The 20841-nt window shown below is 66.2% G+C and carries 22 protein-coding genes; 10 read left to right on the plus strand and 12 right to left on the minus strand.

Annotation, left to right across the window (positions count from 1 at the left end; translation table 11 throughout):
- Positions 1 to 102: 102 nt before the first annotated feature.
- From A9973_RS03195 to A9973_RS03215, 5 genes are all read left to right on the plus strand, one after another.
- Positions 103 to 504: a hypothetical protein gene (locus A9973_RS03195; protein ID WP_183012332.1), complete on the plus strand. Its 402-nt coding sequence runs from the start codon at positions 103 to 105 to the stop codon at positions 502 to 504.
- Positions 505 to 863: 359 nt separating this feature from the next.
- Positions 864 to 2459, plus strand: a complete 1596-nt coding sequence (locus tag A9973_RS03200) for a TerC family protein (RefSeq protein ID WP_183012333.1) — start codon at positions 864 to 866, stop codon at positions 2457 to 2459.
- 563 nt (positions 2460 to 3022) lie between these two features.
- Complete coding sequence (locus A9973_RS31030; protein ID WP_255468998.1) at positions 3023 to 3235, plus strand: hypothetical protein; 213 nt, start codon at positions 3023 to 3025, stop codon at positions 3233 to 3235.
- Positions 3236 to 3271: 36 nt separating this feature from the next.
- Positions 3272 to 4675, plus strand: coding sequence for a DUF1254 domain-containing protein (locus tag A9973_RS03210; RefSeq protein ID WP_183012334.1), 1404 nt, complete (start codon positions 3272 to 3274; stop codon positions 4673 to 4675).
- 21 nt (positions 4676 to 4696) lie between these two features.
- A complete protein-coding gene (locus A9973_RS03215) occupies positions 4697 to 5680 on the plus strand; it encodes a transporter (RefSeq protein WP_370539435.1) in 984 nt (327 codons plus the stop codon).
- A gap of 60 nt (positions 5681 to 5740) precedes the next feature.
- On the opposite strand, the gene A9973_RS03220 is transcribed toward A9973_RS03215, so the two are convergent.
- The 3 genes from A9973_RS03220 to A9973_RS03230 all read right to left on the minus strand — a co-directional run bounded on the left by A9973_RS03220 (position 5741) and on the right by A9973_RS03230 (position 7432).
- Complete coding sequence (locus A9973_RS03220) at positions 5741 to 6154, minus strand: hypothetical protein (RefSeq protein WP_183012335.1); 414 nt, start codon at positions 6152 to 6154, stop codon at positions 5741 to 5743.
- Positions 6155 to 6353: 199 nt separating this feature from the next.
- On the minus strand, positions 6354 to 6989 hold the full coding sequence (locus tag A9973_RS03225; RefSeq protein WP_183012336.1) for an FMN-dependent NADH-azoreductase: 636 nt from the start codon (positions 6987 to 6989) through the stop codon (positions 6354 to 6356).
- Positions 6986 to 7432 (minus strand): GNAT family N-acetyltransferase, encoded by a 447-nt coding sequence (locus tag A9973_RS03230; protein ID WP_183012337.1) that lies wholly within the window; start codon positions 7430 to 7432, stop codon positions 6986 to 6988. The genes A9973_RS03225 and A9973_RS03230 overlap by 4 nt, the downstream gene beginning before the upstream one ends.
- A 98-nt stretch (positions 7433 to 7530) precedes the next feature.
- On the opposite strand from A9973_RS03230, the gene A9973_RS03235 reads away from it, so the two are divergent.
- The gene (locus A9973_RS03235; RefSeq protein ID WP_183012338.1) at positions 7531 to 8958 is read left to right on the plus strand and encodes a PLP-dependent aminotransferase family protein; all 1428 of its coding nucleotides are present in this window, start codon (positions 7531 to 7533) and stop codon (positions 8956 to 8958) included.
- A 3-nt stretch (positions 8959 to 8961) separates the two neighbouring features.
- Here A9973_RS03235 and A9973_RS03240 read toward each other — a convergent pair whose 3' ends face one another.
- On the minus strand, positions 8962 to 9441 hold the full coding sequence (locus tag A9973_RS03240) for a carboxymuconolactone decarboxylase family protein (protein WP_183012339.1): 480 nt from the start codon (positions 9439 to 9441) through the stop codon (positions 8962 to 8964).
- A 98-nt stretch (positions 9442 to 9539) separates the two neighbouring features.
- Complete coding sequence (locus tag A9973_RS03245; protein WP_183012340.1) at positions 9540 to 10874, minus strand: ATP-binding protein; 1335 nt, start codon at positions 10872 to 10874, stop codon at positions 9540 to 9542.
- Positions 10875 to 11174: 300 nt separating this feature from the next.
- On the opposite strand from A9973_RS03245, the gene chrA reads away from it, so the two are divergent.
- On the plus strand, positions 11175 to 12431 hold the full coding sequence (gene chrA / locus A9973_RS03250; protein WP_183012341.1) for a chromate efflux transporter: 1257 nt from the start codon (positions 11175 to 11177) through the stop codon (positions 12429 to 12431).
- On the opposite strand, the gene A9973_RS03255 is transcribed toward chrA, so the two are convergent.
- Both A9973_RS03255 and A9973_RS03260 read right to left on the minus strand, forming a co-directional pair.
- The gene (locus A9973_RS03255; RefSeq protein WP_183012342.1) at positions 12428 to 13222 is read right to left on the minus strand and encodes an enoyl-CoA hydratase; all 795 of its coding nucleotides are present in this window, start codon (positions 13220 to 13222) and stop codon (positions 12428 to 12430) included. The two genes, chrA and A9973_RS03255, sit on opposite strands and share 4 nt — an antisense overlap.
- A gap of 56 nt (positions 13223 to 13278) precedes the next feature.
- Positions 13279 to 14181, minus strand: a complete 903-nt coding sequence (locus tag A9973_RS03260) for a LysR family transcriptional regulator (protein ID WP_183012343.1) — start codon at positions 14179 to 14181, stop codon at positions 13279 to 13281.
- 80 nt (positions 14182 to 14261) lie between these two features.
- Here A9973_RS03260 and A9973_RS03265 point away from each other — a divergent pair, with 80 nt between their 5' ends.
- On the plus strand, positions 14262 to 14735 hold the full coding sequence (locus A9973_RS03265) for a DMT family transporter (protein ID WP_183012344.1): 474 nt from the start codon (positions 14262 to 14264) through the stop codon (positions 14733 to 14735).
- 13 nt (positions 14736 to 14748) lie between these two features.
- Here A9973_RS03265 and A9973_RS03270 read toward each other — a convergent pair whose 3' ends face one another.
- Positions 14749 to 15945 carry a multidrug effflux MFS transporter gene (locus A9973_RS03270; RefSeq protein WP_183012345.1) on the minus strand — a complete coding sequence of 399 codons (1197 nt, stop codon included), beginning with the start codon at positions 15943 to 15945 and terminating at the stop codon, positions 14749 to 14751.
- 109 nt (positions 15946 to 16054) lie between these two features.
- Here A9973_RS03270 and A9973_RS03275 point away from each other — a divergent pair, with 109 nt between their 5' ends.
- A complete protein-coding gene (locus A9973_RS03275) occupies positions 16055 to 16378 on the plus strand; it encodes a SelT/SelW/SelH family protein (RefSeq protein ID WP_006222084.1) in 324 nt (107 codons plus the stop codon).
- Between the two features lie 3 nt (positions 16379 to 16381).
- Here the strand turns inward: A9973_RS03275 and A9973_RS03280 are convergent, their stop codons facing one another.
- The 3 genes from A9973_RS03280 to A9973_RS03290 all read right to left on the minus strand — a co-directional run bounded on the left by A9973_RS03280 (position 16382) and on the right by A9973_RS03290 (position 19719).
- Positions 16382 to 17911: a tripartite tricarboxylate transporter permease gene (locus A9973_RS03280; protein WP_183012346.1), complete on the minus strand. Its 1530-nt coding sequence runs from the start codon at positions 17909 to 17911 to the stop codon at positions 16382 to 16384.
- A gap of 3 nt (positions 17912 to 17914) precedes the next feature.
- Complete coding sequence (locus tag A9973_RS03285) at positions 17915 to 18385, minus strand: tripartite tricarboxylate transporter TctB family protein (protein WP_183012347.1); 471 nt, start codon at positions 18383 to 18385, stop codon at positions 17915 to 17917.
- Positions 18386 to 18549: 164 nt separating this feature from the next.
- The gene (locus A9973_RS03290; protein WP_183012348.1) at positions 18550 to 19719 is read right to left on the minus strand and encodes an MFS transporter; all 1170 of its coding nucleotides are present in this window, start codon (positions 19717 to 19719) and stop codon (positions 18550 to 18552) included.
- A 110-nt stretch (positions 19720 to 19829) separates the two neighbouring features.
- On the opposite strand from A9973_RS03290, the gene A9973_RS03295 reads away from it, so the two are divergent.
- On the plus strand, positions 19830 to 20315 hold the full coding sequence (locus A9973_RS03295; RefSeq protein ID WP_183012349.1) for a MarR family transcriptional regulator: 486 nt from the start codon (positions 19830 to 19832) through the stop codon (positions 20313 to 20315).
- Positions 20316 to 20344: 29 nt separating this feature from the next.
- Here A9973_RS03295 and A9973_RS03300 read toward each other — a convergent pair whose 3' ends face one another.
- The gene (locus A9973_RS03300) at positions 20345 to 20824 is read right to left on the minus strand and encodes a DUF1348 family protein (RefSeq protein WP_183012350.1); all 480 of its coding nucleotides are present in this window, start codon (positions 20822 to 20824) and stop codon (positions 20345 to 20347) included.
- Positions 20825 to 20841: the final 17 nt, after the last annotated feature.

Here is a 20841-nt window from a genome sequence, read left to right on the forward strand (position 1 = left end):
ATCGGGGCAGGCACGCAACTTGCCCCTGGGTGAAAGAGATCCCGCACCAGCTCGTTATCCGTCGGCGCCTAGTTTGTCACTGTTTTCCTTCTGGAGACAACCATGAAAAGCCACAAACTGCTACTGCTGTCCGTCTTGGCAATCCTGCCCTGGCACGCCGCCTGGGCGCAGTCCCCCCGCTCGACGCTGGTTGCGCAGGCCGCCGCTCCCGCGCAACCCATGCCGACGCCGGACGAGAAGACCGCCCCGGCCAACGCCATCGGCAAGCCCGTCCCCGGCGCGCAGAGGCCGGATGAGAAAAAAATGCCTTCGTCTGAAGAAAAGGGCATGGATGAGAAGGGCACGGATTCCAAGGCGGGCTCAAGCCCCCGGCAAAAGGATCCTGGCGCGGATACGGCCGACCCGCAGAAAACGCCCGGCAACAAGACCGGGGCGCCCGACAATGCCGGTATGCCGGGCTCTGGCGCGACGTCAGGATCCGGCGGCGGGGCGGACCCGCGCTAGCCGCAGCCGGCCTCCCCATTACCTGTTCCGGCAAGATTCAGGTAGTATTCAGGTTCCTGTAAGAACGAGAGCCCGGCGGTTTTCATGCGCCATCGCTGCCCGATGGGCAGTGCGCGATTTCCGCCCACCATGACCGAAGACCCCCCTCCTAGCAGGGCGCCCCGGCGCCCGCCATCCCTTCCTGTTTCCCCCACGGCCTCCGGTTTCCGAAGCGCCGATCCGGCCCGCGCCAATGCGGCGACGCCCTTGCTGGCGTGCCGCGCGCCGCCATCCGCCCGATCCCCATCGCTTGATCACGCATTTTCCTTTCAGCAAGGTGGCGCTATCGTGTGCGCTCGCCCGATTACCGTGGACCGACAATGATTTTCGACTGGATGAACGACCCCACCGCCTGGCTTGGCCTGGCGACGCTGGTCATTCTTGAAATTGTTCTGGGCATCGACAACCTGGTGTTCATCGCCATCCTGGCCGACAAGCTGCCGCCCGATCAGCGCAACCGCGCACGCTTGATCGGCCTGACGCTGGCGCTGGTGATGCGCCTGGGCCTGCTGGCCAGCATTGCATGGGTCGTCACGCTGACGGCGCCTCTGTTCACCGTGTGGGGGGCCGAGATCTCCGGGCGCGACCTGATCCTGATCCTGGGCGGCCTGTTCCTGCTCTTCAAGGGCACGATGGAACTGCATGAGCGCGTGGAAGGCAGCGCGTCGCACGACGCCGGCCAGAAGGTGCAGCATGCCGTGTTCTGGCAGGTGATCCTGCAGATTGTGGTGCTGGACGCCGTGTTCTCGCTGGACTCCGTGATTACCGCCGTGGGCATGGTGCAGGACCTGAGCATCATGATGATCGCCGTGGTGGTGGCGATGGCCGTCATGATGGTGGCCAGCCGTCCGCTGATGGCGTTCGTGGGCCGCCATCCGACGGTGGTGATCCTGTGCCTGGGCCTCTTGCTGATGATCGGCTTCAGCCTGGTGGCCGAAGGCCTGGGCTTCCATATGCCCAAGGGATACCTGTATGCCGCCATCGGCTTCTCGATCCTGATCGAGCTGTGCAACCAGTTGGCCCGCCGCAATCGCGCTCGAGGCACGCATGCGCTGGGGCGTCGCCAACGCACCGCGCAGGCGGTGTTGCGCCTGCTGCGCGCTGGTCGGTCGGGCCAACCGGGACACCAGGCTGACGAGGTCGTGGCGCTGGTGGACAGCGCAGGCGACGAGCCCGCGTTCGCGCCTGAAGAAAGCTCGATGATCGAGCGCGTGTTGTCCGTCGGCGCGCATGACGTGCGGTCCATCATGGTGCCGCGCGGCGACATGACGTGGCTGGACGTGTCCGACACGCCCGGCATCGTCGTCCGCAAGTTCGCCACCGGCCACTCCCGCCTGCCGCTCTGCGCGGGCGAGGCGTCCAACGTGCTGGGCGTGCTGCACTTCAAGGATGTGCTGCCGCTGCTGCAGAACCCGGGTCCGATCGACCTGGTGGAACTGGCGCGCGAACCGCGCTATGTCATGGAGACAACGCCGGTGCTGAAGGTGCTGGAAGAGCTGCGCGCCTCGCGCGACCACATGCTGATCGTGGTGGATGAGCACGGCGTCTGCGAAGGCCTGGTGACGCCGATGGACGTGCTGACTGCGGTGGCGGGCGATCTGCCCGAGCATAGCGACGACGAGCCCGAAGCGCTGCAATTGTCGGACGGTTCGTGGCTGCTGGAAGGACGTCTTTCGGTTGGCGAGGCGGCCCGGCTGCTGGAGGCGCCTACACTGGCCGACGACTATCCGGACGCCACCCTTGCGGGCTGCCTGTTGCGGGCGGTGGGCCGGATTCCCGACGCGGGCGACACGGTATCACTGCATGATTGGAGTTTCGAAGTGACGCGTCGCGACGGGCTGCGTATTCATCAAGTCCATGCGCGCCCGCCGGCGTCGCGGATGCAGCAGGCCGACCGACCGTTTGCTACGCGGTGAATGCAGCGGGGACGCCAATAAGGTGTCCCCGCTTTTTTTTCCGCTCGCGAGTGCTGGGATCGACCGGGTATTCCGCGAAGAAACCACGGGATGGCCGGCGAAGACGTGGCGCTTGGGGAAAGTAAAACTCTGTGCGAATATTGCGGAAGATTTAAATCTTCTTAGTACTCATATTAATAATTCCAAGAAGATCCTTTGCACTACCGCATGTCTTTGCATTTTGTGATTCCTGGTTGGAGAGCAGCGCATGGGCAGTTTGAGGTCAGGGTGGAGAAAATCGGGAAAGGGGTGGATTGCCGCATGGCTGGCGTTGAGCGCGCCGCTGGGGTTTTCAGGCGCTGCCTTCGCGCAGTCCGCCGACGACGCGAACAAGAGCAATAATCCGTTGAATGTGGGCGCGTCGCTGGGATTTCAGAATTACTACACGCCGAAACTGTTCGGGTCGAATGCGCACACCAATGACTTCCTGATCCGGCTGACGATTCCGTTCGCGCCGAGTGATTGGGTGGGCGTGCCGCAGATATTGCGGACGACGGTTCCCATCAGCACGCGTCCACAGGCCGATGGCAGCGACACGGTCGACGGCCACGTGGACCTTCGATCTTCAGAAGAACAATTACTACATCCCCATCGGACTGGGCGCCGGCAAGGCCTGGCGCGTGGGCAAGAACATCTTCAACCTGTTCGCCGAGCCGCAATGGACGGTGGCGCACAAGGGCGAAGGGCTGCCCCAGTTCACGGTGTTCGCCGGGTTGAACATCACGTTCGGGAATTGATCGCGGCATCGGGTCCGCAGAACTCCAGGAGCAAGCATGCAAAAGATGATGGCGTCCCTTCGTAGTGCATTGGGCATCGCCGGCCTGGCGGCGTTGGCGGCCGTGGCGGGCTGCGCCACCTCGCCTGCGCCCATCCAGGACGAGTCGTTGCGCAGCATCGCCAAGGAGGCCTATATCTATGCCTACCCCATGCTCTACAACTACAAGACGATGTACGTGCAGGCGATCGATCCCGGCGGCGAGGAGTATGTCGGCGGCTTTGGAAAGTTCCGCCATTACTCGCAGCCCTACACGCCGGAGAACCGCGAAATCGTCACGCCGAACAACGACACCCCGTACTCGTGGGCGTGGCTGGACCTGCGCACCGAGCCCTGGGTGTTGAGCCTGCCCGCCACCCCGAAAGACCGGTACAACGTCTTTCAGATGGTGGATCTGTACACCTACAACTTCGCCTACGCCGGCGTGCGCGCCACGGGCTTTGGTGCCGGCAACTACCTGATCGCCGGGCCGCATTGGGATGGCGGCAAGCCCCGTGGAATCAGCAAGGTGCTGAAATCCGAAACGGACTTCGTCGGGATCCTCGGGCGCACCAGCCTGAACGGGCCGTCGGACGTGAAGAACGTGCAGGCCTTGCAGGCCAAGTACCGGTTGCGCCCGCTCAGCGACTTCCTGCGGCATCCGCCGCCGGCGGCCGCGCCCGCCAGCGTGGACTGGCTGCCGTGGGACGAACAGCGCGCCACGTCGGTGGACTTCATCGCCTATCTGAACCAGTTGCTGGCGTTCACGCAGCCCCAGCCGGCGGCCGAACAGGACATGATGCGGCGTTTCGCGCTGATCGGCATCGGGCCGGGCAAGCCCTTCGACGCCGCCAAATTGGATGCGACCACGCGCAATGCAATCGAGCTGGGCGTGGCGGACGGCAAGGCCGCGCTGCTGCAAGCGGAAAAGCAGACACGTTCGTCCATCGGCCTGTTCGGTTCGCGGACGGACCTGGGCGGCGATTACACGAAGCGAGCCGTGGCCGCCGCCATGGGCATCTACGGCAACTCATCGGAAGAAGCCGTCTATCTGGGCTATGAGGAAGACGGGCAGGGACGCCCGCTGGACGGTGGCAAGTCTTATGAGATCCGGTTCGAACCCGGGCAGTTGCCGCCCGTCGCGTTCTTCTGGTCCATGACCATGTACGACCTGCCTGGCCGCCACCTGGTCGACAACCCGATCAAGCGCTACGCGATCGGCGACCGCACCCCCGGGCTGAAGCGCGGCAAGGACGGATCGTTGACGCTGTACGTGCAACACGCCAATCCGGGCAAGGACAAGGAGTCGAATTGGTTGCCGGCGCCGGAAGGGCGCTTCAACATCGTGGCCCGGTTCTATGGCCCGAAACCCGAAATTCTGAACGGTACGTGGAAGCTGCCCAAGGCCGAATTGGTGCCTTGAGGCGTAAGGGAAGGGGAAGCAATGAAGTCGAACCATGCGCGCCGGGCCATCTGGCGCAAGGCGATGGCACCATGGGTGACGCTGGCCGCGCTGGCCGCGCCATCCGTATCCTTGGCAACCGAAGGCGCCTTGGGCCGCCAGATCACGGGCACCAACGTGCAGCCGAACGCGGGTATCGTTTCGCCCGAACCGATCTGGGCGGTGAACTTCGCCGAGATCTATCTGGACGGCAAGGTCGGCGGCAGCCGTGAAGTGCCCGTGGGGGGACGCACGTCGCTGGGGCTGGACGGGCAGGTCGCGTTCACGCTTGCCACGGTGCTGAAAACCTGGGACACCGGGCCGGGCCGCTGGAACTTCGCATCCAGTTTCACCTTGCCCTACGTGTGGACGAAGGTGGATTCCAAATTCAACGGCCCCGGCGGGCGCACTGTCGGGCAAAGCGATACCGCCTCGAACCTTTTCGACTTGTACTTCTCGCCCATCATCGCTGGCTATCACTTTTCCGAAACGTCGCACATGGCACTCAGCCTGAATATCTGGGCGCCCACCGGCAAGTACAACGCGAATGACATGGCCAACCCCAGTCTGAACAACTGGACCTTCATTCCCCAGGTGGCCTACACCAAGATTTTCCCGGAGTCCGGCTTCCAGCTGGACACGGTGGCGGGCGTGCAGTTCTACACCCGCAACAACGCCACCGACTATCGCAACGCGCCCATCTTCAGCCTGGACGTGATGGGCCGCAAGAAGTTCAGCAATGGCGTCAGCGCCGGCCTGATCTTGGGCACCATGCAGCAGATGGGCCGCGACAAGGGCCCCACGGCCGACAGGCTGAATGGCTTCCAGGGGCGAGACTGGGCATTGGGCCCGATCGTGACCTACGACACGAAACTGGCGGACAAGCGTTCGCTGTCGCTGAGCCTGCGTTGGGTGCCCACGATCAGCAGCACCAACCGGCTCGACAGCACCAGCACGGTCATGGGGACGGCCACGCTGGTATTCTGAGCGCGCTGTCGGGACATTGCGGCAGGGGGTTTCGCATCCGGCGCGTCGGACCTGCCGCGCTCAACTGCAGACGCGCCGCCAGGGCGCCACGCCACGCGGCGGACAGTAGCCCGCGCACGGCGTGGCGATCGATATGCCGCTTTGGCAACGTAGTTCGGGGGCCTTTTCTCCGTACGGCACGGTGCCTTGGCAATCGCAGCTGGCCAGCCCCGAGCCGGACGGCAGTTTCCGCGCGGCGGGCGCGGGCGTCGAGGCGTCCGCCGAGGCGTCGGCGTTGCCCTCGTCGCTTTCGATCGCTGCCCGCACTTTCGCCGCTGGCATGTTGCATGCCTTGGCGATCGCCTTCACCGATTTTCCTTCGTCCGACATCGACAGTATTTTCTTGTCGCTGCATGCCGCATCGGCGGCGGACGGGAATCCGGCGGACACCGCGCAAAACAGGACGGTGGAAAGCACAGCCCGGCATAGGGTCATCACGTGTCTCCAACATGTCGTTGCGGGTTGGGGGAATACGCCGTCCGCCTGCAGGCGCGGACTTTTGCGGCCTAGCGTAGTGCGCCGGTTTTCGCGGTGTCAATGCGACACGCTTAAATAATCCGACCGGCGGCGGATTAGTTTCCGCCGTCGCGCCGGATGTGCCCGAAGGGCCCGGTAAGCCTGCAGGGATCAGGAATCACCAGGCGTGAGCCTGCCCTGCCAACGATGGATGCGCTGCGATATCTGCGTCGGCGCGGCGCCGCGCGGCTTGCAGCGCATCTTCGCCGCGTGCGGTGCCTTCGACCGAGAAAAACGTCACGGTCTGCAGGCCGACGGTGCCCAGCACATGCTTCAGATAGGGCGTCAGGAAGTCGGGTTGGCGGGCCGCGCCGCTTGAGAATTCGCCGCCGGACGAGATCGCGACATACACCGGCCGGTCCGGCAGATTGCCGGTCTTGCCTTCGGGGGTGATGCGGAAGGTGCTGCGCACGCGCACGACATGGTCGATCCAGACCTTCAAGGACGACGGCACCGTGAAATTGTGCATCGGCGTGGCGATGACGATATGCGTGGCGTCCTGCAGTGCCTGGATCAGTTGGGCCGATTGCCGCAGCGCGCCGCGCGCCAAGATGTCGTCGGCCGGGTCGGCGGACGCGCTCAAGGCCGCGGCGTAGTCCTGGTCCACATGGGGCAGGGCCGTGGCGTCGATCTCGACGATCTCGGGCTTGCTGTCGCCTGCGGCGGCGATCAGGCGGTCGAGGATGCGCTGCGACAGCCGGTAGCTTTCAGAGTGGCGGCCGCGCGGGCTGCAAGTGATGTGAAGAATGCTCATGCTGCGGGGGTATCCAGAAGCTTGCTGAAACGGATGGCGCTGGTCAACAGGCCTTGGCGGAAGTAGAAGCGTTGGGCCAGCGCGTTGGACAGGCCCGTATCCAGCACGAACTTGGCGCAGCCGGCAGCGCGGGCCATGCCTTCCAGCGCGAGCAGCAAGCGGGCGCCCCAGCGGCCGCTGCGGCGCGTGCTGTCCACGACCAGGTCGTCCACATACATGAAGCGGCCGTAGATCAGGTTTTCCTGATAGCGGTAACCGGCCAGGGCCACGACCTGGTCGGCGTCGACGGCGGCCAGCAGCCGATAGCTTTCCGCGCGCATGCGGGCGATGCGCGCAACGAAGTCGCCCGCATCGGCAAGATGCGGCCGCAGTTCGCGCATCAGCGGCAAGCAGGCGTGCAGTTCGTCGTCGGTCTCGATGTGTTTTAAAGCGGAGTCGGTCATGGAGGAATTCACGGGTGATTCAGAAAGGACAAGACGTCATCGTAGAAAGACCATGACATAATTTGAAGGGCCATAAATTGAACTTTGGACTATGCCATATGACCGATCATCGCCCGCAGGACGGAATGCCGCCGCTTGCGCCCGGCAGCGGGGATCCGCTCTATCGCCAGATCTACGACCGGTTCCGCGGCGCGATCACGGCAGGCACGCTGGCGCCAGGCGACCGCATTCCGTCGGCCCGCGCGCTGGCCAAGGAAATGGGCGTGGCGCGCGGCACGATCGAAGTGGCGTACTCGTTGCTGGTCGCCGAAGGCTATATCCAGAGTCGCGGGCAGGCCGGCACGATCGTCACGCCGGACCTGCAGCCGCAGGCGGCGCCCGCCGCGTCGACGCCGTTGCCGGAAACGCCCGACGACGAGCATGGCTGGCATCGTCCGGCCGTCATCCTGCCGTTCCAGATGGGGGTGCCGGCGCTTGACGAGTTTCCGCGCAAGCTCTGGGCCCGCCTGGGCGCCCGGCAACTGCGCAGCGTGCAAGCGCCGGACCTGTCCTATCCACCGTCCAACGGGCTGATGGGATTGCGCACGGCCGTGGCCGCCTATCTGCAGGTGGCGCGCGGCATCCAATGCCAGCCCTCGCAGGTGTTCATCACGTCGGGCTACAACCATACGATGCAGCTGATCATGCAAGCGCTGCTTGCGCCAGGCGACCACGTGTGGGTAGAGGACCCCGGCTATCCGCCCACGCGCGCCTTGCTGGCGCAGGCCCGCATGCAGGCGGTGCCGGTGCCGGTGGACGCTGACGGCCTGATAGTCGGCGAAGGCATCGCGCGATGCACCGATGCGAAGGCGGCCGTGGTGACGCCGGCGCATCAAAGCCCGCTGTCGATGTCGCTGTCGTTGCCGCGCCGCCAGGCCCTGCTGGAATGGGCCGAACGGCGGCAGGCCTGGATCGTGGAAGATGACTACGACGGCGAATACCGCTATGTCAGCCGGCCCTTGCCCGCGTTGAAGAGCCTGGATGCGCACGGACGGGTGCTGTATGCCGGTTCGTTCAGCAAGGTGCTGTTCCCCGGCCTGCGGCTGGCCTATCTGGTGGCACCGGCGGCGCAGGTGGCGCGCTTCGACCGGATCTGCAGATTGCTGTCGGGCACTGCGCCGGGCTACACCCAATCCCTGCTGACGGCCTTCATGGCCGAAGGGCATTTCGGGCGGCACATCCAGCGCATGCGGCGCCTGTACAGTGAACGGCGCAATGCCACGGCGGCGGGCTTGAGCGCGGCGCTGGGAGACCGCATGACGATCGATCCGCAACCGGGCGGCATGCATCTGGTGGCGCGCATGGAAAGCGGGCAGCCGGATCAGCCGCTGGCCGCGCGGATGCTGGAGCAGGGCATGTATGCGCATCCGCTGTCTCGATGGTCGTCCCTGCAGGACCCGCGGCGGGGCCTGTTGCTCAGCTTCACGAACATCGCGTCCGAAGCGCAAGCCCATGAACTGGGCTTGCGGATCAAGGGGCTGATGTAGCCCCTAGTTCAATCCGGCCTTGTCCAGGCCGAAAGCGGCGTCCGCCGACCCCGGCACCGTCCGGAACGCCACGTTCAGGCGGTTCCAACCGTTGATGGCGACCACGCGGAATGTCAGGTCCGAGATTTCGGCTTCGGTGAACTGCTCGCGCGCCTGCTCGTAGACGTCGTTCGGCACGCCGTGCGCCGTCAGGGTGGTCACCGCTTCGGTCCATGCCAGGGCGGCGCGTTCGCGTGCCGAGAACAGGGGCGACTCGCGCCACACCGCGATGTGGTGCAGGCGCAGTTCGCGTTCGCCATGCAGGCGGGCTTGCTTGACGTGCATGTCCAGGCAAAAGCCGCAGCCGTTGATCTGCGACGCGCGGATGTCGATCAGGTCGCCGAACTCTTCGACCACCGCCACCTTTTTCATCGCCGCACTGAAGTCCATGTACTTCCTGGACAGTTCCGCCGACACCTGGAAGTAATTCAATCGTTGGCTCATTTGCCTACCTTTCTTGATGCGCTGTTTTCGAATGGGGTGAACAGGTCGAATCATCCGACAGATTGGACTAGGCAAGAAGTGCCATAAAGGATGTTTTGTTATAGGCCATGCGGGGATAGGCCATGGGGGGCTGCGCCGCCCGCACGGGGCCAGCGCAGCACGAAGCGCGCACCGCCCAGCGGGCTGTCCTGGATCTCGATCGTGCCGCCATGGTTCGCCGCCACTCGGCTGACGATAGCCAGTCCCAGGCCTGCGCCGCCCGTGCCGCGGTCCCGGCTTTCGTCCAGCCGGGTGAAGGGTTCGAAGACTCGTTCGCGGTCGGCTGCGGCGATGCCGCCGCCGTCGTCGTCCACCCGCAGCTCGTAGCCTTCGGGCGCTTCTTTCAGTTCGATCTCGACCCGCCGGCTGGCATAGCGCACCGCGTTCTGCACCAGGTTCAGCAAGGCGCGGCTCATGTAGCGCGGGTGCAGTTCGACGTGGGCGGGATAGCCCTCGCGCACCTGGCATTGGATGCCGCGTGCGTCGGCCTGATGGGCGACCAGCGCCAGCGCTTCACCCAGCCAATCGCACACGTCCACGGTCTCCAGCTTCACGGTATCGTCCGTGGGGCGTTCCAGCCGCGCGTAGACCAGCAGCTCGGCCACCATCGCTTCCAGTTCCGAGATGTCGGTGCGCATGTCCTGCAGGATCTGGCCGCGCCGGGGCAGATACCGGTCGTGGCCCAGCATGTCCACTTCGAACGACAGGCGGGCAAGCGGCGTGCGCAGCTCGTGCGATACGGCATTGGTGAGGCTGCGCTGGTTGTCGATCAATGCGGCAATGCGTTCGGCCATGTGGTTGAAGCTCTCGCCCACATGGCGGATGCCCGAAATGCGCGACAGGCGCACGCGGACGCTCATGTCGCCCTGGCCCATCCGCAGGGTCGCCTTGCGGAGCGCGTCCAGGTCGCGCCAGATGGGCAACGCCCACCCGAGCAGCAGGATCACCGCCAGCACCATGCTCAGCGCTGCCCAGGCAGACCACGTGATCCACCGTTCCATCGCGGGTTCCAGCGGCAGCCGCACATCGAGCCACTGCACGGGTTCGCCCGGCAGGCGGGTCAGGTACGTGTTGTAGTTGTCTCGCATGATAAGGCCGGTGCGGTCCATTTGCTGTTGCTCCGCCGGCGTCAGGCTCACCTGGCTGCCGGGCAGCAGAGTCAGCGCAAGCCCATAGTGGGGCAGCAGTTCTTCCACGATATAGCTGGCCCGGGCCTCCGGAGCGACGGGGTCCAGGTCCTTGTGCAAAGCGTAGATCTGGCCCCGCACCGCCCGGTATGACAGGTCGGCGCTGAGCGAATCCAGCAGATACCCGAAGCTGAGGTTGACCAGCTGCGTCGCCACCCCGTAGCCGATCACGGCGATGATGACGATGCGCATCGCGAACTTAAGCATCAGAGGCCGTTCCTGTGGCGCCGCCAGGACGGGCGTGGTGCGAAGCTGAGATGGGCAAGGGCGGCAAGAATCATGCGGCGATAGCTGGCAAATCGCGCATGCTAGCGGCGCCTCTCGGCTGAATTCTTCTAGATTTGTGTGTCAATTGTGAAGATTCGTGCAGTGGGCCGCTGCGGGCAAGGGCCGCAGGCGCCGGGAGGGGGCCGTCAGACCCGATTGAAACTGCCGCGCGGCCCGGCTATAAGCATGAAGAAGGGGCGGAATTCCGGCGCCCCGTCCGCCACAGATATCCCCAGTACGATGCCGCACCCGCCCCCCCACGACGAGCACGTCGCCAGCAGGCCCACCACGCACGAACGCGTGGAGAGCGGGCGGGGTTCCTGTTGGGAAGTGTTCCTGGTCTTCCTGCGTTTGGGCTTGACGTCGTTTGGCGGGCCGGTCGCGCATCTGGCGTATTTCCGCACGGAATTCGTCGACAAGCGCCGCTGGCTGGATGACTACGCCTATTCGGATCTGGTGGCGCTGTGCCAATTCCTGCCCGGCCCGGCAAGCAGCCAGGTCGGCATGGCGATCGGGCTGCGCCGGGCGGGTTGGCCCGGCATGGCGGCGGCCTGGCTGGCCTTCACCTTGCCAACGGCGCTGGCGCTGATCGGCTTCGCATTGGGCCTGGCGCATTTCGGCTGGTTGTCGCAGTCGGGCGCCATACACGGGTTGAAGGTGGCGGCGGTGGCGATCGTCGCCCAGGCCGTCTGGGGCATGGGCCGGACCCTGTGTCCGGACCGGCCGCGAGCCAGCTTGGCGGTGGTGGCGGCGTTGATCACGGCCGCGCTGCCGACCGCATGGGGCCAGGTCGGCGCGGTCCTGCTTGGCGCTGTCGTTGGCGCCGCCGCGCTGCAGGTGCCGCCCCGGCCGATTTTGGCCAACCGCGCGCAAGGCGCGTCGCGTCGCGCAGGCTACATCGCGCTGGCGCTTTTCGCGGCGCTGCTGGCAGGCTTGCCCGCATGGGCGGCCCTGTCGGATTCCCCGCTGGCAACGCAAGCCGCGGGCTTCTATCGGGCCGGCGCGCTGGTGTTCGGCGGCGGCCATGTGGTGCTGCCCTTGCTGGATGCCGCCGCAGTCGCGGGCGGCATGGTGTCCGAGGCCGATTTCCTGGCCGGTTACGGTGCGGCGCAGGGGATGCCCGGCCCCTTGTTCGCATTCGCCGCGTTCCTGGGCGCCTTGTCTTCGGGCCCGCTGTCGGGCTGGGCGGGCGGGTTGGCGTTTCTGGCCATCATCTTCCTGCCCGGCGCGTTGCTCGTGGCCGGCGCATTGCCCTTCTGGGAAAGCCTGCGGCGGCGGCCGGGCGTGCGCAACATCGCCGCGGGCGTAAACGCCGCCGTGGTCGGCATTCTGTTGGCTGCGCTCTATGACCCGGTCTGGACCAGCGCGATCCTGAGCAAAGCCGATTTCGCGCTAGCGTTGCTGTTGTTCGCGCTGCTGGTCTATGCGCGCTGGTCGCCCGTCTGGGTCGTGCTGGCGGCGGCGGCCGGCGGTTGGGCCCTGACCTGGCTGAGCTAGCCCTGCCAGCGCGGCGCGCGCTTTTCCAGGAACGCGTCGATGCCTTCGCAGGCGTCGGCTTCCATCATGTTGCGCGCCATGACATCACCCGCGTAGTCGTAGGCGTCGGCCAACGCCATCTGCCTTTGCTTGTAGAACATGCGTTTGCCGTAACGGATGGCGGACGGGCTCTTCGCCAGGATCTCGGCGGTCAGGGCGCGCACCCGCGCATCCAGTTCCGCCTCGGGCACGGCGTCATTGATCAGGCCCCAATCCGCGGCCTGGGTCGCGTCGATGAAGCGGGCGGTCACCAGCATTTCGAAAGCGCGCTTGGCTGACACGTTGCGGCTGAGGGCCACGGCGGGCGTCGAGCAGAACAGGCCCACGTTGATGCCTGACACGGCGAAGCGCGCATTGTCGGCGGCCACCGCCAGATCGCAGCTGGCGACCAGTTGGCACCCCGCGGCGGTCGCGATGCCTTGCACCTTGGCGATGACGGGCACGGGGAGGGCCTGCAGGCCCTGCATGACGCTGCCGCATTTGCGGAACAGCGCGCGGTAGTAGTCCAGCGAGGGCTGGCTGCGCATTTCCCGCAGGTCGTGGCCGGCGCAGAAGGCGCGGCCCGCCGATTCCAGCACCACGCAGCGCACGTCGGCGTCGCGCTCCAGGGCGTCGATCTCGTGCTGCAGGGCGCCCAGCAATCCTTCGGACAAGGCGTTGAATTGCGAGGGCCGGTTCATGCGCAGCGTGACCACGCCGTTTTCCGTGATGCGCTCAAGCAGCGGTTGGTCCGCCGAGGTATCCAGGGCCATGCCGTCTCCAGGAAAGGGGTTCCCTGGATACTAGCGCAAGCGGCGCCGCCGGGCCCCTAGGCCAGCGCCGCCACCAACTGGGCTCGCAGCCAGCACAGGCCGGCATCGCCGTCGCCGCGCTCATGCCACAGCATTTCGAAATCCAGCGCGTCGATGGGGAACGGCACGGGATGCACCGCCAGCCCCTGCGCGGCCGCGTTCGCCACCGTGCGGCCGGCAACGGTCAACACCATGTCGGTGCCCGGCAGCACGGCAGGCGCCGCCGCCCAATGCGGCAGCCGCAACACGACGCGCCGGGCCCGGCCCGTCCTGGCCAGGGCTGCATCGATTTCACCCGCGCGCTGGTCCGCGCCTGCCGCGACCAGGACGTGGGGACGCTCCAGATATTGCTCAAACGACAGCGGGCCGGCGTCATGCGCCGCGTCCACTGCACACACGAAGGTCTCGTTGAATAGCACGCGCCGCCGGATCACGGCCGGCGTTTCGCCGAACACTGCCATCGCCAGGTCGAACTGACCGTCGGCGACGCCCGCGATCATCGCGCTGCGGCTGCCGGCGGCGATCTCGATGTCGATGCCGGGCGCTTCGCGCCGCAAGCGCCGCATCAAGGGCGGCAACGCCATCGCGGCGCCATAGTCGGACATGGCCAGGCGGAACACCCTGCGGCTCGTGGCGGGGTCGAACACCACGCCCGACAGCAGCCGGCGCAATTGCGCCAGGACCTCGCGCAATGGTTCGTCCAGCGTCAGGGCGTAGGGGGTGGGGCGCAAACCGCCGCGTGCGCGCTCGAACAGGGGATCGCCGAGCAGGGTGCGCAACCGCCCCAGCGCGTGGCTGACCGCGGGTTGGCTCAGGTGCAGGCGGCCCGCCGCGCGGGTCAAGTGGCGCTCTTGCAGCAGCGCATCCAGCACCACCAGCAGATTCAAGTCCACGGCGCGAAGATTATTCGTTTGGTGCATGCTGGATAGACAATCTTGGAATTAGAGTTAACGTTTGGTGAATAAGAGAATACCTCCATCCCTGCCATTGGAGGCTCTCCATGAACGTTTCGACCCTTGTTCCGATTTCCGCCGCCGTCGTCGCCGGTGCGCTGGTTCCCATCCAGGCGGGCGCCAACGCGGCGCTGGGCCGCAACCTGGGCCATCCGCTTTGGGCCACGATGGTGTCGCTGGCGGTCAGCGCCGTGGCGGCGATGGTGGTGATGGCGGCGCTGCGCGTGCCCGCGCCGTCTTTCAGCGAGATGGGCCGCTTGCCCTGGTGGGGGTGGACCGGCGGGCTGGCCGGCGTGTTCTACATCACGGCTGCGCTGATCCTGGCGCCTCGACTCGGCGCCGGCGCCTTCCTGGCGGCGGTGATCGCGGGGCAGATGATCGCGGCGCTGGCACTGGACCGATACGCGCTGGTGGGATTCCTGGGCAGCGCCATGAACCCGGGGCGTCTGGCCGGCGCCGCGCTGATCGTCGTCGGCGCGCTCGTGATGCACCTGTCCACCGCGCCGCGCGCACCGGGCTGACGCGCGGCGGGATTCAGCCCGCCAGGCGGCGGGCCATGCCAGGCGACAGGCAAAGCAACGGCACGACGATCACCGCGCCGATCAAGGCCATTGCGGCCTGTGGCGCCATGCCGCTGTCCAGCAGCAAGGTCGCGATGACCGCGGAGCCGCTCATCTGGAACAGGCCGTACACGGCCGCGGCGGTGCCGGCGCGTTCGGCGAACGGCTCCAGCGCCAGGCTCAGGCCCGAGCCCAACGCCAGCGAAAAACCGACCGTCAGCACGGCGACCGGCAGCATGAAGATCCAGGCCGACAACGGCGCCCACCACCACGCGGCGGCATGCATGGCCGATGCCAGCAACAACGCGGCCATTCCGACCCGCACCATGGTGTGGCGGCCGTAGCGCGAGATAAAGGCCGGGGCCATGAAGAAGGCGGCGATGTTGATCGCGGCGTTGCCGCCGAACCAGGCGGAAAAGCCCAGCTCGGAATACCCCAGCTGCTGCACAAGGACCACAGGCGCGGCGGAGACGAACACCAGGATCATCGCCATGCCGGCGGTGCCGAACATCGCGAAATACAGGAACCTGCCGCTGGCGACGATGGGCAGATAGCGGCGCAGGCTATAGAGCGCCGCGCGCGGCTGGGCGGGCGCGGCGCGCGTCTCCTCGAAGCGCTTGGCCAGCAGCACGGCCAGGGCCAGCGCGAACAGCACCATGAACACGAACGTGCTGCGCCAGCCGGCATGCACGGCCAGGATGCCGCCCAGCATGGGTGCCAGCGCAGGCACGGAACACAGCGCGCCGTTCAGATAGCTGTAGACGCGCGCGCCCATGGCCGGGCTGAAACGGTCGCGCACGGCGGCGAACGCCACCAGTGAGGCCGAGCACGCGCCAAGGCCCTGAATGACGCGAGCCGCGTAGAACATGTCGAGCGATGTGGCCGCGGCGCCGAGCGCCGAGCCGGCCAGATAGGCCACCGCGCCGCCCAGCGCGACGGGCCGGCGGCCATAGCGGTCGGCCAGCGGGCCGATCAGCATCTGTCCCAGCCCGACCGCGAAAATGAACAGCGTGATACTGGCCTGCAACGCGCTGACCGGCTGGCCGAAGCCTTCGGCCATGGCGGGAAGCGAAGGAAGGTAGATGTCGATGCCCATCGGCGTAAGCGTGACCAGTCCCATCAAGAGACCGATCAGCCACCGTTGGCTTCGAGAGGATGCAGCAGACTTCATGGCAGGCTCTGGGTCGCATTGCGCACCCGGGAAAACCCGATATTATCCACCAATGCGCGGCGCGGCCGAAGCGGGGTGCGGCCATGACGGGCACAGTAGAATATTCGTCATGAACACGCCCGCCTTTCGACCCCGCATCGTCATCCTCTACTGCACGCAGTGCCAGTGGCTGCTGCGCGCAGGTTGGATGGCGCAAGAACTCCTGTCCACGTTTTCGACCGACTTGGGCGAAGTGGTCCTGCAGCCCGGCACCGGCGGCATCTTCCAGATCACGTACAACGGCGACCTGATCTGGGACCGTAAGAGCGACGGCGGTTTCCCCGAAGCCAAGGTGCTGAAGCAGCGCGTGCGAGACCGGCTGGATCCGGGGCGCCCGCTAGGCCATATCGACGGTCATACCGCCGGCCCGCTGGCAGCGCCTCCGGACGCCTGACGGCTACGCCGCCGATTCCGACTCCTGCAACGCCGCACGCCCCTTGTTGCGCTGGCGCACCGCCGACACGACCAGCAATGCGATCAGTGCGACGCAGGCCAGCACGAAGCCCAGGCTGATCGGACGCGTCACGAAGATCGACAGTTCGCCGCGCGACAGTAGCAGGGCGCGGCGGAAGTTCTCTTCCACCATCGGTCCCAGCACAAAGCCCAGCAGCAACGGCGCCGGCTCAAACCGCAGCCGGATCAGCGCATAGCCCGCCGCGCCGAACACCGTCACCATGCCGACGTCGAACAGGTTGTTGTTGGTGCTGTAGACCCCCACGCAGACAAAGAACAGCGCGGCCGGGAACAGGTAGCGGAACGGCACCGTCAACAGGCGCACCCACATGCCGATGAGCGGCAGGTTCAGCAGCAAGAGCAGCACGTTGCCCACCCAGAAGCTGGCGATCAGCCCCCAGAACATGTCGGCGTGTTCGATCATCATCTGCGGACCGGGCTGGATGCCGTGGATGATCAGCGCGCCCAGCATCAGGGCCATCACGGGGTCGCCGGGGATGCCCAGGCTCATCGTCGGGATGAAGCTCGTCTGCGTGGACGCGCTGGTGGCGGCTTCGGGGCCGGCGATCCCCTCGATCGCGCCGCGGCCGAAGCGGCGCGGCTCGCGCGCCACCTTCTTTTCCACCGCATACGAGATGAACGACGCGATGGTCGGGCCGGTGCCCGGCAGGATGCCGAACGCCGCCCCGATGGCCGTGCCGCGCACCAGCGCGCCGCGCGATTGCTTGATGTCGCCGGCTTCGGGCCGCATGGACTTCATGCTGATCTTGCCGGTGGTGATCTTGCTGTCGCCGCCGATGCGGTTGATGTTCTTCAGAAAGTCCGCCACGCCGAACAGGCCCATGGCCAACGCCACGATCTGCAACCCGTCGGACAGTTCCAGGATGCCGAAATGAAAGCGCATCGTGCCGGTGTTGACGTCGGTGCCGACCACGCCCAGCAACAGCCCCACGACGACCATCGCCACGCCTTTGATCGCCGACCCCTTCGCCAGGGTGGCGCCGGCCAGCAGGCCCAGCATCATCATGGAGAAATACTCGGCCGGCCCGAACTTGAAGGCCACGTCCACAAGCATCGGGGAAAACAGGATCATCGCCAGGATGCCGACGGACGCGCCGCAGAACGACGAGAACATCAACATGAACAACGCGGACCCGGCCTTGCCGTTGCGCGCCAGCGGATTGCCGTCCAGGCAGGCCACAGCATGCGACGCGGTGCCCGGCAGGTTCAGCATGATGGAGGTGATGCCGCCGCCATACTGCGAACCGTAATAGATGCCCGACAGCATCACCAGCGCCGCGGTGGGCGTCATGGTGTAGGTCAGCGGCAACAGGATGGAAATGGCGGCCAGCACACCCATGCCCGGCAGCACGCCGATCAGGTTGCCCATGAACACGCCGAACACGGCCCACATCAGGTTGTCCAGTGCGAACGCGACCGAAAACCCGTGCATCAGGTTATTGAAGATTTCCATCGATCAGCCCCAGCGGAACAACGGAAACTGCAATTGCAGCGCCCAAGAGAACACGGCCACGCCCAGGACCGTCACGCCTGCGGCAAGCAGGGCGGCGGTGCGCCACGTGTGCTGGCGGTCGCCCATCGCGGAAATGAACACCAGGACAAAGGTGGCAGGCACCAGGCCACCGAACTTGCCGACCAGGATGAAGGCCAGCAAGCCGCCGATGATGCAGCCCCAGCCGCGCCATTCGGGTGGCGGGACCTCTTCGGCGTCTTCTTCGGCGGCGGCGGGGGACGTAGCCATCTTGGCGATGACCAGCCCCAGCATGACCAGCAAGGCGCCCAGGATCGCCGGGAACATGCCCGGCCCCATGCGCGCAAGGCTGCCTAAGGTGTATGTGGATGCCTGCGCGATGGCGCCCAGGCCCAGCACGATCATCGTGCCGGCGGCCCACGCCTCGCGCCGGACGGCGCTGCGTTTCGATTGCATTGGTCTAGTCCTCCCGTTGTTGTGCTTTTGCCTGACTACTGTCTGAACAAAAGCTGACATTGCAATGAATGCGGGAGTCTAAAAATCCAAACTTCCGTTCACCTTTCAGGCAAGCGGAGAATCGAGCCGAGGCCGGTATTTAGGCGGAAAATCGCGGGAAATCCCTAGGATGCGTGCGCCGCTGACGGCGGACGGAAGCGGATCGCCATGGCGAAAAGCACCAGGCAGATCAGCGTCATCAAGATCCAGGCCAGCTTGAGGTCGGCCAGGTGTTGGCGGATCAGGCCGGCGGCGAACGGGAAAAGCGCGGCGATGAGATAGCCCACGCCTTGCACGAACGCCGCCAGCCTGCCGGCGTCCGATGGCGTCGCCGCGTGGTCCATGGCTACGATCAGCGACAAGGGAAAGAGCGCGCCGATGCCCAGGCCCGCCAGGACGGCCGCAGGCCAGGCCAGCGCGGCAGGCGCCGCGATCAGGCCGATCAACCCCAGGAACAGCGCGCCGATCGCCATGAACAGTGCTGGCCGACGGTCGGGCAAGCGGCCGATGCACAACGACACCAGCAGGCCCGCGGCGATTTCGGCCATGGTCACCGCGCCCAGCAACTGACCGGCTGCAACAGGCCGCCAGCCCAACGCGGTGTAGTAGGGCGGCAGCCACGCCAGCACCAGGGTGTAGGCGCCGGTGCCCAGCCCGAAGAACACTGCCAACAGCCAGGCGCGCGCACGCGGCGTGTGAAGGGGGCTGGCCATGCCTTGCCCGATGGATGGGCGGGGCGACGACCGGTTCGCAAGCAGCCAGGCCGCCAACGCGACAGCGGCGGGCAACGCCCACACCGCCAGCGCCTGCAGCCAGCCGGCGTGCTGCGCCATGACGGGCGAGGCCACGCTGGCCACGGCCGCGCCGCCCATGATGGCGGTGGAATAGATGCCCATCATGGCGCTGCTGCCCGCCGTGAAACGGGTTTTGATGTAGCTGGGCAGCAAGGCTTGCGTGACCGCGATGCCCAGGCCTGCGACGACGCCGCTTGCCAGCATCAGGCTGGTGTGCCCCGCCCACAAGCGGCCGGTGGCGGCGGCCGTGACCAGCGCCAGACCCAGGGCCACGCCAAGATGTTCGCCAAGCAGGCGGCGCAGGGGCGCCACGCTCAGCGCGCCCAAGCCCATCACGAAAACGGGCAGGGCGGTCAGCAGGCCGGCCACCGTGTCGGACATGCGGGTGGCGGCTTGCACCCAGTCCAGCAATGGGGGAACGGAAGCCAGGACGGGGCGCAGGTTCAGGCCGACGAGGATGATGGCGGCGATGCGCCAAGCGGTGATGCGGGGAAAAGGCACGGTGGCTCCAAACCCGGAAAGGGCGGCCGCGCGCGGCGGCTTCCGGTAAACTATCTTGGCATCAAGATATTTGTATTGTATCTCTACGTCAAGATAAATAGGGGAAGACCGTGGATAGAGCAAGCCGGGCGGTAGAGCAATGGAACCGCGAGCGTCCCGACCTGGATGTGTCGACGATGCGGGTGCTGGGCCGGTTGGGCGAGTGCGCGCTGGCGATCACGCGCGACCGCATCAATCCGCTGTTCGCCGAGTTCGGGTTGCAACCGGGCGAATTCGATGTGCTGGCCACGCTGCGCCGCAGCGGCAAGCCCTACGCCTTGACGCCCACGGCGTTGTACGAAGACGCCATGATCTCGTCAGGCAGCATGACCCACCGCATCGACCGGCTGGAGAAGGCTGGTCTGGTGGTGCGCACGCCCAACCCGGACGACGGGCGGGCCACGCTGGTGATGCTGACAAAGCCCGGGCTGAAGTTGATCGACGAGGCCGTGGTGGCGCACCTGCGCAACCAGGCCGAGGTGCTGTCGCCGTTGAGCGCGCCCGAACAAGAGCAGTTGAGCCGCCTGCTCGGCAAGCTGTTGAAGGCCTACGAGTAAGGCGCCGCGAACGGCCTGGCGCGTGCGGCCTACAGGCCAAGTTCCGACAAGCCCGGGTGGTCGTCTGGACGCCGGCCCAGCGGCCAGTCGAACTTGCGGTCGGTTTCCTTGATGGGCAGGTCGTTGATGCAGGCGTAGCGGTTCACCATGAGGCCGTCTTCGCCGAACTCCCAATTTTCGTTGCCGTAGGACCGGAACCAATTGCCCGAATCGTCGTGCCATTCATAGGCATAGCGCACCGCGATGCGATTGCCCGTATAGGCCCACAGTTCCTTGATCAGCCGGTAGTCCAGTTCTTTGGCCCATTTGCGCGCCAGGAAGGCGCGGGCTTCGTCCCGGTTCTTCACGAATTCGGCGCGGTTGCGCCAATGCGTGTCCAGGCTATAGGCCAGCGCGACCTTGTCGGGGTCGCGGCTGTTCCAGCCGTCTTCGGCCAGCCTGACCTTCTGCACGGCGCTTTGGTGGGTGAAAGGCGGAAGGGGCGGACGGACTTCAGGGGTCGATGTCATGGGAAGGGCCTCGTGCG

Source organism: Achromobacter sp. UMC46, assembly GCF_014170335.1.
Taxonomy (GTDB): domain Bacteria; phylum Pseudomonadota; class Gammaproteobacteria; order Burkholderiales; family Burkholderiaceae_B; genus Achromobacter.